Source organism: Pseudomonas extremorientalis, assembly GCF_024584605.1.
GTDB classification, from domain to species: Bacteria; Pseudomonadota; Gammaproteobacteria; order Pseudomonadales; family Pseudomonadaceae; genus Aquipseudomonas; species Aquipseudomonas extremorientalis.
On sequence record NZ_CP089519.1, the window covers coordinates 6,142,586 to 6,155,036 of the forward strand.

The following is a 12,451-nucleotide window of genomic DNA, read 5'->3' on the forward strand; positions in this document are numbered from 1 at the left end:
GTGAGCCAAGCCAATGACCGATAAGCCTCAAGTACCCGCACAAGCATCCCCGAGCAACAGCCTGGAGGCCGCTGCTGTCGCGGCGTACCTTGAGGCTAATCCGGACTTCTTCGTCGAACACGAAGAGCTGTTGCCGGCCCTGCGCATCCCCCATCAACGCGGGGATACCGTGTCGCTGGTAGAGCGGCAGATGAAGATCCTGCGCGAGCGCAACATTGAAATGCGCCACAAGCTCTCGCACTTGATGGACGTCGCCCGCGACAACGACCGCCTGTTCGAGAAAACCCGCCGCCTGATCCTGACCCTGATGGACGCCACCAGCCTGGAAGAAACGGTGATCGCCGTGGAAGACAGCCTGCGCCAGGACTTCCAGGTGCCGTTCGTGAGCCTGATCCTGTTCAGCGACAACCCGATGCCGGTGGGTCGTTGGGTCAGCGGCAGCGACGCACAAACCACCATCGGTGGCCTGCTGTCCGAAGGCAAGACCATCAGCGGCACCTTGCGTGAGCATGAGCTGGACTTCCTGTTCGGGGCCGAACAGCGCAAGCAGATCGGCTCCACTGCCGTCGTCGCCCTCAGTCATCAAGGCCTGCATGGCGTGCTGGCCATCGCCAGCCGCGATCCTCAGCACTACAAAAGCTCCGTGGGTACCTTGTTCCTGACCTACATCGCCGAAGTACTGGGCCGCGTCTTGCCGCGTTTCACCACCGCCCTGCGCGCGGTGCGCTAGCCATGGAACGGCAACTGGACGCTTACTGCGCTCACCTGCGCAACGAGCGCCAGGTGTCGCCCCATACCCTGGAAGCCTACCGACGGGACTTGAACAAGGTCCTGGCCTACTGCGAAAAACAACAGATCAGCAGCTGGAAGGCCCTGGATATCCAGGGCCTGCGCAGCCTGATCGCGCGACTGCACCAGGCCGGCCAATCCTCGCGCAGCCTGTCGCGCCTGCTCTCGGCGGTGCGTGGGCTCTATCACTACCTGAACCGTGAAGGCCTGTGCGACCACGACCCGGCCAACGGCCTGTCGCCACCCAAGGGCGAGCGGCGCCTGCCCAAGACCCTGGACACTGACCGTGCCCTGCAACTGTTGGACGGTGCGGTCGAGGATGACTTCCTGGCCCATCGCGACCAAGCGATTCTGGAACTGTTCTATTCCTCGGGCCTGCGCCTTTCTGAGCTGACCGGCCTGAACCTGGATCAATTGGACCTGGCAGACGGGCTGGTGCAAGTGCTCGGCAAGGGCAGCAAGACCCGCGTCCTACCGGTAGGCCGCAAGGCACGGGAAGCATTGCAGCTGTGGTTGCCGCTGCGCCTGCTGACCAACCCGGCGGACGATGCGGTGTTCGTCAGCCAGCAAGGCCGGCGTCTTGGACCCAGGGCGATTCAGGTGCGGGTGAAGGCCGCCGGGGAGCGAGAGCTGGGGCAGAACCTGCACCCACATATGCTGCGACACTCTTTCGCCAGCCATCTGCTGGAATCGTCCCAGGACCTGCGCGCCGTGCAAGAGCTACTGGGCCACTCCGATATCAAGACCACACAGATCTATACCCATCTGGATTTCCAACACCTGGCAACGGTGTACGACAGCGCCCACCCAAGGGCCAAACGCATCAAGGACGGCGACTCATGAGTATCAAGCTGATCACCTTCGACCTGGACGACACGCTCTGGGACAACGTACCTGTCATCATCAGCGCCGAGGCATCGATGCGCGAATGGCTGGCGCTTAACGCCGCCAAGGTCGGCGATTTGCCGCTGGAGCACTTCGCCAGTCTTCGCCAACAGGTGCTGGAGCGCCATCCCGAGCTGAAACACCGCATCAGCATCCTGCGTCACCGGGTGTTGATGCATGCATTTGAGGAGGCTGGTTATCCGCAGCCTGAGGCCACGGAAATGGCCGATGTGTGCTTCGAAGCATTCATTCATGCGCGCCACCAGCTCACCCCGTTTCCCGAAGCCGAGCCTATGCTCCAGGCGCTACGCCAGCATTTCCTGCTGGGTGTGATCACCAACGGCAATGCCGATGTGCAGCGTGTTGGCCTGGCGGACTACTTCCATTTTGCGCTGCGGGCCGAAGATATCGGCATCGCCAAGCCGGATGTGCGGTTGTTTCAGGAAGCGTTGCAACGTGGTGGCGTGGACGCTGGTGCGGCGGTGCATGTTGGCGATCACCCGGGGGATGACATCGCCGGGGCGCAGCAGGCGGGGCTACGGGCGGTGTGGTTCAACCCGACGGGTAAGGCATGGGAGGGGGACAAGCGACCGGATGCGCAGATTCGTAGCCTGACAGAGTTGCCGGAACTGCTGCGCAGCTGGAAGTAACACCGTAGGTCAACATGTGGGAGGGGGCTCGCCCCCGATTACAGTGGGTCAGCCAATATATTCGTTGGCTGATACACCGCTATCGGGGGCAAGCCCCCTCCCACATTTTTATCGCCGGTAACGTCCAGGCATGAAAAAACCCGCAGCGACGGCGGGCTTTTTCTTACAAGCAGGTGACTGACCTCAAATAGGTCGGCTGCCGTACTTGTTATCCGGCTTCTTCGGTGGGTCTGCCACCACGTTGGCCTCGACTTCCTGCACTTTGCCGCCTTTAGCGAGGAACTCTTCCATCGCACGGGCCAGGGCATCACGCTCTTTGTTCTTGGCTTCAACGCTTGGCAATTCGTCTACCGACACAGCTGCCTTGGCTTTGCCTTTGGCGGCCGGGACAGGCGCATCATCGCCACTGTCCTCGTCGGCAACGTCTTCCGCCGCCGCTTCAAGGCCTTCTTCGGTGTCGTCTTCGTCACCTACTTCGAGTTCGTCGTTTTCCAGATCATCGTCGCTCATGTTCTACCTCATGACTTGCGAAAAGCAGATTAGTTATAGCCCAGCTTCACCCTCTGTCGACGGCTGCCGGAAAAAAATCAACATCCACTGGTTAACCAGTGGCTTATGCCCCATCACCGTGCAAGGTGGCGAGGACTTTACGAGCACCGCCATGATCACGGTGCTCGCCCAGATAAACACCTTGCCAGGTCCCCATCGCCAAGCGGCCGGCCTTCACCGGCAAACTCAGCTGGCAGCCCAGGAGACTGGCCTTGAAGTGCGCCGGCAGGTCGTCCGGACCTTCGTCGTTGTGTTCGAACCCTGCGAGGCCTTGCGGCACCAGCGAATTGAAATAACGTTCGAAGTCACGGCGTACCGCCGGGTCGGCATTCTCGTTGACGGTCAACGAGGCCGAGGTGTGCTGCAGCCACAGATGCAACAAGCCCACGCGACAGGCCTTCAATTCAGGCAAGCCGGCCAGCAACTCATCGGTTACCAGGTGAAAGCCCCGGGGCTTGGCCCGCAGGGTAATCAGGGTCTGTTGCCACATACAGTTCTCCGCCCATCGGCGCGCATTCTAGCGCGCTCAGGGAAAAAACAAAGTGCCGAATACGCCTACATGCCTGTAAGACATTGGCATGCGGAAAAGTGCCGTGTGCATCCCATCACAAACACTCGATAAAAACCGGTACAGCTCGTTATGACTGACAAACAACAGACAAAAAAATGCCCGGCAAGCCGGGCATCTTTTTTTCGCGTACTTACAGGTTGTAGCCGCGCTCGTTGTGTTGCGCCAGGTCGAGGCCGACCGCCTCTTCCTCTTCGGTCACCCGCAGGCCCATGACCATGTCCAGCACCTTGAGGATGATGAAGGTCACGATAGCGGTGTAGATCACCGTGAAGCCGACCCCTTTGGCCTGGATCCAGACCTGTGCAGCCACGTCAGTCACCGTGCCGAAGCCGCCCAGCGCAGGGGCTGCGAACACACCGGTGAGGATCGCGCCGACGATACCGCCGATGCCGTGCACGCCAAATGCGTCCAGGGAGTCGTCGTAGCCAAGCTTGCGCTTGAGGCTGGTGGCGCAGAAGAAGCAGATCACACCGGCGACCAGGCCGATCACCAGGGCGCCCATCGGCCCGACGGTGCCAGCGGCTGGGGTGATGGCTACCAGGCCAGCCACCACACCCGAGGCGATGCCCAGTGCGCTTGGCTTACCGTGGGTGATCCACTCGGCGAACATCCAGCCCAGCGCCGCAGCAGCGGTAGCGATCTGGGTGACCAGCATCGCCATGCCGGCAGTGCCGTTGGCCGCAGCGGCCGAGCCGGCGTTGAAGCCGAACCAGCCGATCCACAGCATGGCCGCGCCGATCAGGGTGTAACCGAGGTTGTGCGGTGCCATCGGGGTGGTCGGGAAGCCTTTACGCTTGCCGAGCACGATGCACGCCACCAGGCCAGCTACACCGGCGTTGATATGCACCACTGTGCCACCGGCGAAGTCCAGCACGCCCCAGTCCCACAGCAAGCCACCATTACCGCTCCAGACCATGTGTGCGATTGGCGCATAGACGAGGGTGAACCAGATGGCCATGAAGATCAGCATCGCGGAGAACTTCATACGCTCGGCGAACGCACCGACGATCAGCGCCGGGGTAATGATGGCGAAGGTCATCTGGAAGGTGATGAACACCGCTTCCGGGAACAACGCCGCAGGCCCGGTGATGCTGGCCGGGGTTACGCCCGCCAGGAACGCCTTGCCCATGCCGCCGAAGAAGGAGTTGAAGTTGACGACGCCCTGCTCCATACCGGTCGTGTCGAACGCGATGCTGTAGCCGTAGATGACCCACAACACGCTGATCAGGCCAGTGATGGCGAAGCATTGCATCATCACGGAAAGAATGTTTTTGGAGCGCACCATGCCGCCGTAGAACAGCGCCAGGCCTGGAATGGTCATGAACAGCACCAGCGCGGTGGATGTGAGCATCCACGCTGTGTCACCGGAATTGAGGACTGGAGCCGCCACTTCGTCTGCCGCCATGGCCAGGCTTGGCATTACGATGGACAACAGGGCTCCGAGCCCTGCGAATTTACGCAGAGTCATATTGTTTTCTCCTGGGGCGTTGGGGTTTGGCGGCTTAGATTGCGTCGGTATCGGTTTCGCCGGTACGGATGCGAATAGCCTGTTCCAGATTGACCACGAAGATCTTGCCGTCACCGATCTTGCCAGTGTTGGCGGCCTTGGTTATCGCCTCGATAACCCGGTCAAGATCCTTGTCGTCAATCGCGACATCAATCTTCACCTTCGGCAGGAAATCGACTACGTATTCCGCGCCGCGATACAGCTCGGTGTGACCCTTCTGCCGACCGAAGCCTTTGACCTCAGTAACGGTAATGCCCTGCACGCCGATCTCGGACAACGACTCGCGTACATCGTCCAACTTGAACGGCTTGATGATGGCAGTGACTAGCTTCATGAAAACTCTCTCCCGAATTGGTGGACTTGCCCCAGGAAAACAAACCCGTCTCAAGTCTAAGCGCAGTGCCTGGCTTTGTAACGCGTCGTCGCCTCGGCATTTGCCGTTGCGACGCCAGCGAACCACTGGTGACGAAACCTGTACCCCTGATCCGTCGGCGCACTGCATTCGTCACAGCGACTGCATCAGTGCATGGGTCATGATCGTCTAAGCAGAAACCTTGCCAGCTCCGTAAAAATCACTGAAATCAGTCCTTTGCTCACTTTTGCCCAACTGCGGGGCTTTTTGATGGCGGCAATGCGCACAAAAACAGTGCGACACCGCCCGACCCGCTGCGCGAAAAGCGTGCGCTCGCCGCCACGGAAAAGACTATAGACGCTGCGTGGTACACTGCCGGCCAACAGTATTCCGGAATATTTCCCATGCTCGCGCCCAAAGACCTCCTCGACGCCCTGAGCGGCCACGCCTCTCGCCTGTTCAGCGGCGACACCCCGCTGCCCCGCAATGAAATCGAAAGCCAGTTCAAGGCGCTGCTGCAAAGCGGCTTCAGCAAACTCGACCTGGTGAGCCGGGAAGAGTTTGATAGCCAGATGGTGGTGCTGGCCCGCACACGTGCGCGGCTGGAGAGCCTGGAGGCGAAGGTGGCGGAGCTGGAAGCACGACTGACGCCGCCCTCTGCTGAATAAACGCGGTCAGTGTGGGAGCTGGCTTGCCTGCGATGCAGACGCCTCGGTGTATCAGTTGCACGTAGGCGATGCTATCGCAGGCAAGCCAGCTCCCACATAAAGCGCTGCGAACGACGCTGGATACGTTCTGTAAAACCTCCCTCGCCTCGCATTTCTCCACCTCGTCTACCCTTGAAAAACCGCAGGAAGCGGCCCTCTTTTCAAGGAACGAGCATGTCCCTCGCCATCGTCCACAGCCGCGCCCAGATCGGCGTCGAAGCCCCTGCCGTCACCGTCGAAGTGCACATGGCCAACGGTTTGCCATCCCTCACCCTGGTGGGTTTGCCGGAAACCGCCGTCAAGGAAAGCAAGGACCGGGTGCGCAGCGCCATTCTCAACTCTGCCCTGCAATACCCTGCCCGGCGCATCACCCTCAACCTGGCACCCGCCGACCTGCCCAAGGACGGCGGGCGCTTTGACCTGGCGATAGCGCTGGGCATCCTGGCGGCCAGCGTTCAAGTGCCGGCGCTGATGCTCGATGAGGTGGAATGCCTCGGCGAGTTGGCGCTGTCCGGCGAAGTGCGAGCAGTGAAAGGCGTGCTGCCGGCCGCGTTGGCGGCACGCAAGGCCGGGCGCACCGTGATAGTGCCGCGGGCGAATGCCGAGGAGGCGTGCCTGGCCTCGGGGTTGAAGGTGATTGCGGTAGATCATTTGCTGCAGGTCGTGGCGCACCTGAATGGGCATCAGCCCATAGAGCCCTACAAGTCCGACGGCTTGCTGTACCTGAACAAGCCATACCCGGACCTGAGCGAAGTACAGGGCCAGCTCGCCGCCAAGCGCGCACTGCTGATCGCGGCGGCGGGCGCGCATAACCTGCTGTTCAGCGGCCCGCCCGGCACCGGCAAGACACTGCTTGCCAGTCGCCTGCCGGGTTTGTTGCCACCGTTGAGCGAGCAGGAAGCCTTGGAAGTGGCGGCTATCCAGTCGGTCGTCAGCCTGGCACCGCTGAGTCACTGGCCACACCGACCGTTTCGCCAGCCGCACCACTCTGCATCAGGTCCGGCATTGGTGGGCGGCGGGTCGAAACCGCAGCCTGGGGAGATTACCCTGGCCCATCACGGCGTACTGTTCCTCGATGAATTGCCGGAGTTCGACCGCAAGGTGCTGGAGGTGCTGCGCGAGCCTCTGGAATCGGGCCACATCGTCATTTCCCGCGCCCGCGATCGCGTCAGCTTCCCGGCCCGCTTCCAACTGGTAGCCGCCATGAACCCCTGCCCTTGCGGGTACATGGGCGAACCCAACGGGCGTTGTCGCTGCACGCCGGAGCAGGTTCAGCGCTATCGCAACAAGCTCTCCGGCCCTTTGCTGGACCGCATCGACTTGCACCTCACTGTGGCGCGGGAAACCACCGCGTTGAATCCAACCCAGCAGGTGGGCGATAACACGGCCGAGGCATCGGCACGGGTCGCCCAGGCCCGCGATCGCCAACGGCAACGCCAGGGCTGTGCGAATGCGTTCCTTGATCTGCCAGGGCTGCGCAAGCACTGCAAGCTGACGAAGACCGATGAAGGCTGGCTGGAAACCGCCTGTGAACGGTTGACGCTATCCCTGCGCGCGGCCCATCGCCTGCTCAAAGTGGCGCGTACCCTGGCCGACCTCGAGCACGCCGATAACATCACTCGACCGCACCTGGCGGAAGCGCTGCAATATCGGCCCGCGGCCGTCGGCTAGGGCGCCTCTGGGAAGTCCAGCAGCAGCCGCGCCACTTCCATCACTTCATCCAGGGCCGCTTCGGCCGACTCCATGGAGGGTTTGAGCATCAGGTCGTCGGCATAGCCCATCGCCACGGCAAAGATCTGGCGGGCAGCGCGTTGTGGCGAGTCACAACGCAAGACGTTGGCAGCCACACCCCGCTCGATCACTTCGGCGAGCATGCCTTGCCATTGGGCGTTGATCGCCAGGTAAGCCTGGGCCATTTCCGGGTCCTGCATGGCTTCGTCCCAGGCATCCAGCCACAGCGCCCACCCCGCATCGGCGGTGCTTGGCAGGCAGTCGCGCAAAAAACCCACAAAAGCTTCCAGGGGCGCTGCTTCTGCCAGGGGCGCGCGTACTTCGTCCAGCTGTTCGTTGGCAAATCGCACGAAGGCTTCGCGGCGCAGTTCCTTCCAGTCGCTGAAGTAGTGATAGACGTGGCTGCGGGACAGGCCTGCATGTTCGGCCAGGTCGCGGGTGGACACATCGGCAAAACCCTTGCTGCGAAACAGTTCCAGGGCGGCGGCGATGATCTGGTCTTTACGGTCGATACGCGACATGGGCAATTCCTTCCAGGCACCGGCAGATAAGCGGCGCTTGCTTTTTGAGCGATCGCTCAAGGATACTTGAGCAGTCGCTCAATAATAGCGTCTATCACTCCTTTGGTGCACCCCATGTCATCCGTCACACCGCAAATCCTGATCGAAGAAAGTCAGAAAATCGGCCAGCAATCCGCCGGCCAGACGCTCAAGGCCATTGCCAAAGCCTATCCGGGCAAGCTGTCCGCCACGCTGTCGCTGGTCGCGCTGGAGAACGCGCTGCTGCTGGCCTACCCGTTGTTTGCCGGGTTTGCGGTGGACGCGATCATCCGCGGCGACACGGGTAACGCGCTGCTCTACGCCGCCGTGGTCCTGGCGTTCTGGGTGGTCGGCGCGGCGCGCCGGGCGTTGGATACGCGGACTTTCACGCGGATCTACGCCGATCTGGCGGTGCCGGTGATCCTCAACCAACGCCTGCAGAACCACAGCACGTCGAAATCGGCGGCGCGGGTGGTGCTTGCTCGGGAGTTCGTCGACTTCTTTGAAAAGCATGTACCGATCATCGCCACGGCGCTGGTGTCGATTATCGGCGCGGCAGTGATGTTGATCGTGATCGAGCCTTGGGTAGGCCTGGCGTGCCTGGGCGCGCTAGTGCTGTGCATCACGTTGTTGCCACGCTTTGCCCGGCGCAACCAAGCGCTGCATGAACGGTTGAACAACCGGCTGGAAAAAGAAATCGGCCTGGTGGAAAAGGTCGGCGCACCGACCCTGCGGCGCCACTACCAGGTGCTTTCGCGCCTGCGCATCTGGCTGTCAGACCGCGAGGCCGCTGCGTACCTGTTTCTTGGCACGCTGGCCGCCTTGCTGTTTGTGGTCGCCATCAGCCAGTTGGCGCAGTCACCCGCGGTCAAGGCCGGCCATATCTATGCAGTCATGACTTACCTGTGGACCTTCGTCACCAGCATGGACGAAGCCCCCGGCATGGTCGACCAACTGGCGCGCCTGAAGGACATCGGCAAGCGCGTGGACCCCGGCCTGGGCGACCGCTAGGCCTCAACGAAACCGATCTACCTCATGCCGCAAGCCTGCCGCCAGGGTCTCCAGTTCCTTGGCGGTAATCGCCAGGTTCGACACCACTTCCCGCTGCTCGCTATTGGCCAGCGCGATGCTCTGCAAGTTGCTGCTGAGCAAGGTCGCGGTGCTGCTCTGTTCCTGGGTGGCGGTGGTGATCGCGGCAAACTGCTGACCGGCCGAGCGGCTTTGCTCGTCGATCCGCGCCAGGGCCGAAGCCACGTCGGCGTTGCGCGACAGGCCTTCCTGCATCAGCACATTGCCGTGTTCCATGGTGCTGATGGCGTTGCCGGTTTCCTGCTGGATGCTCTGGATCATCCCGGAGATTTCATCGGTAGCCTCACGGGTGCGTGACGCCAGGTTGCGCACTTCATCGGCGACCACCGCAAACCCACGGCCCTGCTCACCGGCGCGGGCAGCCTCGATGGCAGCGTTGAGCGCCAGCAGGTTGGTCTGGTCGGCAATCGAGGTGATCACGCCGACGATTCCGCCAATCTCTTGGGAGCGTTGGCCCAGGGTGTTGATCACCGTGGCTGTGCTGTTGAGCGCGGCAGCGATGTGTTCCAGGGATGACGACGCCTCTTGCATCGAGTTGCGCCCGATGCGGGTTTGTTGGGCGTTTTCCTGGGCCAGGCGTTCGGTGCTGCCCATGTTGTCGGCGATGTTCAGCGAGGTGGCGCTGAACTCTTCCACCGCGCCGGCCATGCTGGTGATCTCGCCGGACTGCTGCTCCATGCCTTCATAGGCGCCACCGGACAAGCCGGACAGCGCCTGCGCACGGCTGTTGACCTCTTCAGCCGCCTTGCGGATATGCGAGACCATGGTCGACAGCGCTTCACCCATCTGGTTGAAGCTGCGCGCCAGTTGGCCGATTTCGTCATGACTGGACACATTCAAGCGCGCGCTCAAGTCGCCCGCGCCCAAGGCTTCGGCCTGGCGCACCAGGTCGCCCAACGGCGCCAGCTTGCTGCGCAGCAGCCACACCGTTGCACCGACCGCCAGCAGCATGGCCAGCACGCTGCCTACGACCAGGCGGATACCGACGTCCCACGTCACCGAGCGGATCTCAGCCTTGGGCATGCTCGCGACAACGGCCCATGGCCCGCCCTCGAAGGGTACCGACACGCTGTAGAAATCTTCGTTTTTGTCTGCCCAGAAGCGCCCGGTGCCCGGCGTCTTGGCCAGGTCCAGCATCACGGGTACGGCTTGATCCAGCGCCTGCACGCCCGCCGGCGGTACAAGCCAGCGCTTCTGCTCATCCAGCAAGGCGAGGGAGCCGGTCTGGCCGATGCGGAAACGCTTGAGGTTCTCGAACTGGGCATTCTGCGCATCGGTGTAGTCGAACCCGATGAACAACACCGCAATCACCTGCCCACTGCTGTCGCGCACCGGGCTGTACTGGGTCATGTAGGAGCGGTCGAACAGCACCGCGCGGCCGATATAGGTCTGCCCGCCGAGCACCCGCTGGTAAGCCGGGCCCTGGCGATCCAGCACCGTGCCGATGGCCCGGTTGCCATCCTGCTTGGTCAACGAGGTGCTGATGCGGATAAAGTCTTCGCCGCTGCGCACGAATACCGTGGCCACGCCGCCGGACATCTGCTTGAAATCATCCACTTCATTGAAGTTGTTGTTCAACACCTGATTGCCCAGGTACAAGCTAGGCGTCTGCACACCGGCCACGGTCACAGGCTGGTCCGCATGCACGCTCAAGCCGGCGCCGAAGCGCTTTTCAAACAGCCCGCTCAAACGCTGGGTACTTTCGCGCAAGGTGCTGTGGAAGGTGTTGAGTTGGTCGGCGAGCAAACGTGCCTCGCTGGCCAGGTGCTCCTCGCGGGTAGCGAGGTTGGCGGAGTCGAGGGAACGCAAGGCAAACACGGTGCTGCCGCTGATGACGACAGCCAGAATCACGGCTAATGCCAGGCCTAACTGGGAGGCTATCCGGGCGCGAGGTTGAGACATGACGGCTCCTGGCCGAGGCCAGGATCATCCTGATCTCATAGCGTTGTCGGCAAATTATCCAGTGGGAAACGTTGGTGTACGATGGTTCCAACACACCTACTTCGGCGAGCCGAGGCAATACTTGAGCGATCCGCAGGGGTATCACGCAAACGATTGCACAAACAGTCTGTCGCCCCTCACTCGAGGCGTTCGACCTGAGGCAATTCCATCGCCTTGACTTCCGCCTGCAGAAACTCCGCCAGGCGCCGCAAACGCTCACCGCCGGGGCGGGTTTTCGGCCATACCAGGTAGTAGTTTTCGCCACTGGCCACCGCCGTTGGCCAGGGCAGGCTCAGGCGTCCCTGGGCCACGTCTTCGGCCACCATCAGCAAGTCGCCCATGGACACACCGTAACCCCGCGCAGCGGCGATCATGCCCAGTTCGAGGGTATCGAATACCTGCCCGCCCTTGAGCGACACCTGGGATGACAACCCCATGCGCTCCAACCAATTGCGCCAATCGCGACGGTCGGGCGTGGGGTGCAGCAATTCAGCGGTGGCCAGGCGTGCAGCATCCCAGGGCCCGTCCTCAAGCAGGTTCGGCGCACCTACCGGGATCAGCAGCTCCGGAAACAGGTAGCTGGCCTCCCAGTCCGCCGGGAAGTGCCCGTAGCTCAGCAGCACCGCGCAGTCGAAGGGCTCCTGGTTGAAATCCACCTCGTCCACGCTCATCCACGCGCTGGTCAGTTGCACCTCATTGCCTGGCTGCAACGCGCGGAAGCGGCTGAGCCGCGCCAGCAGCCAGCGCATGGTCAGGGTCGACGGTGCCTTCATGCGCAGGATGTCGTCTTCGGCGTTCAGGGTATGGCAGGCCCGCTCCAACGCTGCAAAACCTTCGCGCACGCCCGGCAAGAGCAGGCGTGCCGCCTCGGTGAGCTGCAAGGTGCGGCCACTGCGCTGGAACAGGCGACAGGCGAAATGCTCTTCCAGCGTGCGGATATGTCGGCTCACCGCACTTTGCGTGATGGATAGCTCCTCCGCTGCCCGGGTAAAGGAATTGTGCCGAGAGGCGGCCTCGAATGCGCGCAAGGCATACAGCGGAGCAAGGCGACGAGACATCGGTAAATTCCTGCATAGCGATCCACCAACACTATCAGATCAATACACATGAGTTTAAGTCATGCACACCATCGCTTTAATCC

The 12,451-nt window shown here is 62.0% G+C and carries 13 protein-coding genes; 6 read left to right on the plus strand and 7 right to left on the minus strand.

The features are described from left to right. The first annotated feature begins 13 nt into the window (after nucleotides 1-13). The 3 genes from LUU92_RS27980 to LUU92_RS27990 are packed head-to-tail and all read left to right on the plus strand — an operon-like array spanning nucleotide 14 to nucleotide 2,324. Nucleotides 14-730 (plus strand): DUF484 family protein, encoded by a 717-nt coding sequence (locus LUU92_RS27980; RefSeq protein ID WP_071488047.1) that lies wholly within the window; start codon nucleotides 14-16, stop codon nucleotides 728-730. Nucleotides 731-732: 2 nt separating this feature from the next. Beyond that, a complete protein-coding gene (gene xerC / locus LUU92_RS27985; RefSeq protein WP_071488048.1) occupies nucleotides 733-1,632 on the plus strand; it encodes a tyrosine recombinase XerC in 900 nt (299 codons plus the stop codon). Continuing rightward, on the plus strand, nucleotides 1,629-2,324 hold the full coding sequence (locus LUU92_RS27990) for an HAD family hydrolase (protein ID WP_222540635.1): 696 nt from the start codon (nucleotides 1,629-1,631) through the stop codon (nucleotides 2,322-2,324). Before xerC ends, LUU92_RS27990 begins: the two co-directional genes overlap by 4 nt. Before the next feature lie 183 nt (nucleotides 2,325-2,507). On the opposite strand, the gene sutA is transcribed toward LUU92_RS27990, so the two are convergent. The 4 genes from sutA to glnK form a co-directional block, all read right to left on the minus strand. Then, nucleotides 2,508-2,834 (minus strand): dormancy-specific transcriptional regulator SutA, encoded by a 327-nt coding sequence (gene sutA, locus LUU92_RS27995; RefSeq protein WP_071488050.1) that lies wholly within the window; start codon nucleotides 2,832-2,834, stop codon nucleotides 2,508-2,510. A gap of 103 nt (nucleotides 2,835-2,937) precedes the next feature. Continuing rightward, the gene (locus LUU92_RS28000; RefSeq protein WP_010567185.1) at nucleotides 2,938-3,363 is read right to left on the minus strand and encodes a secondary thiamine-phosphate synthase enzyme YjbQ; all 426 of its coding nucleotides are present in this window, start codon (nucleotides 3,361-3,363) and stop codon (nucleotides 2,938-2,940) included. 211 nt (nucleotides 3,364-3,574) lie between these two features. Beyond that, complete coding sequence (locus tag LUU92_RS28005; protein ID WP_071488051.1) at nucleotides 3,575-4,912, minus strand: ammonium transporter; 1,338 nt, start codon at nucleotides 4,910-4,912, stop codon at nucleotides 3,575-3,577. A 34-nt stretch (nucleotides 4,913-4,946) separates the two neighbouring features. Continuing rightward, nucleotides 4,947-5,285, minus strand: a complete 339-nt coding sequence (gene glnK / locus LUU92_RS28010; RefSeq protein WP_002555808.1) for a P-II family nitrogen regulator — start codon at nucleotides 5,283-5,285, stop codon at nucleotides 4,947-4,949. 422 nt (nucleotides 5,286-5,707) lie between these two features. On the opposite strand from glnK, the gene LUU92_RS28015 reads away from it, so the two are divergent. Both LUU92_RS28015 and LUU92_RS28020 read left to right on the plus strand, forming a co-directional pair. Beyond that, nucleotides 5,708-5,971, plus strand: coding sequence for an accessory factor UbiK family protein (locus tag LUU92_RS28015; protein ID WP_071488052.1), 264 nt, complete (start codon nucleotides 5,708-5,710; stop codon nucleotides 5,969-5,971). Nucleotides 5,972-6,184: 213 nt separating this feature from the next. After that, nucleotides 6,185-7,681 (plus strand): YifB family Mg chelatase-like AAA ATPase, encoded by a 1,497-nt coding sequence (locus tag LUU92_RS28020; RefSeq protein WP_071488053.1) that lies wholly within the window; start codon nucleotides 6,185-6,187, stop codon nucleotides 7,679-7,681. Here the strand turns inward: LUU92_RS28020 and LUU92_RS28025 are convergent. Continuing rightward, nucleotides 7,678-8,262 (minus strand): TetR/AcrR family transcriptional regulator, encoded by a 585-nt coding sequence (locus tag LUU92_RS28025; protein ID WP_071488054.1) that lies wholly within the window; start codon nucleotides 8,260-8,262, stop codon nucleotides 7,678-7,680. The two genes, LUU92_RS28020 and LUU92_RS28025, sit on opposite strands and share 4 nt — an antisense overlap. 114 nt (nucleotides 8,263-8,376) lie before the next feature. Here LUU92_RS28025 and LUU92_RS28030 point away from each other — a divergent pair, with 114 nt between their 5' ends. Next, nucleotides 8,377-9,291: an ABC transporter six-transmembrane domain-containing protein gene (locus tag LUU92_RS28030; RefSeq protein WP_093120431.1), complete on the plus strand. Its 915-nt coding sequence runs from the start codon at nucleotides 8,377-8,379 to the stop codon at nucleotides 9,289-9,291. 3 nt (nucleotides 9,292-9,294) lie between these two features. Here LUU92_RS28030 and LUU92_RS28035 read toward each other — a convergent pair whose 3' ends face one another. Beyond that, nucleotides 9,295-11,271, minus strand: coding sequence for a methyl-accepting chemotaxis protein (locus LUU92_RS28035; RefSeq protein WP_257102934.1), 1,977 nt, complete (start codon nucleotides 11,269-11,271; stop codon nucleotides 9,295-9,297). A gap of 176 nt (nucleotides 11,272-11,447) precedes the next feature. Then, a complete protein-coding gene (locus LUU92_RS28040; protein ID WP_058424225.1) occupies nucleotides 11,448-12,368 on the minus strand; it encodes a LysR substrate-binding domain-containing protein in 921 nt (306 codons plus the stop codon). Nucleotides 12,369-12,451 lie beyond the last annotated feature (83 nt).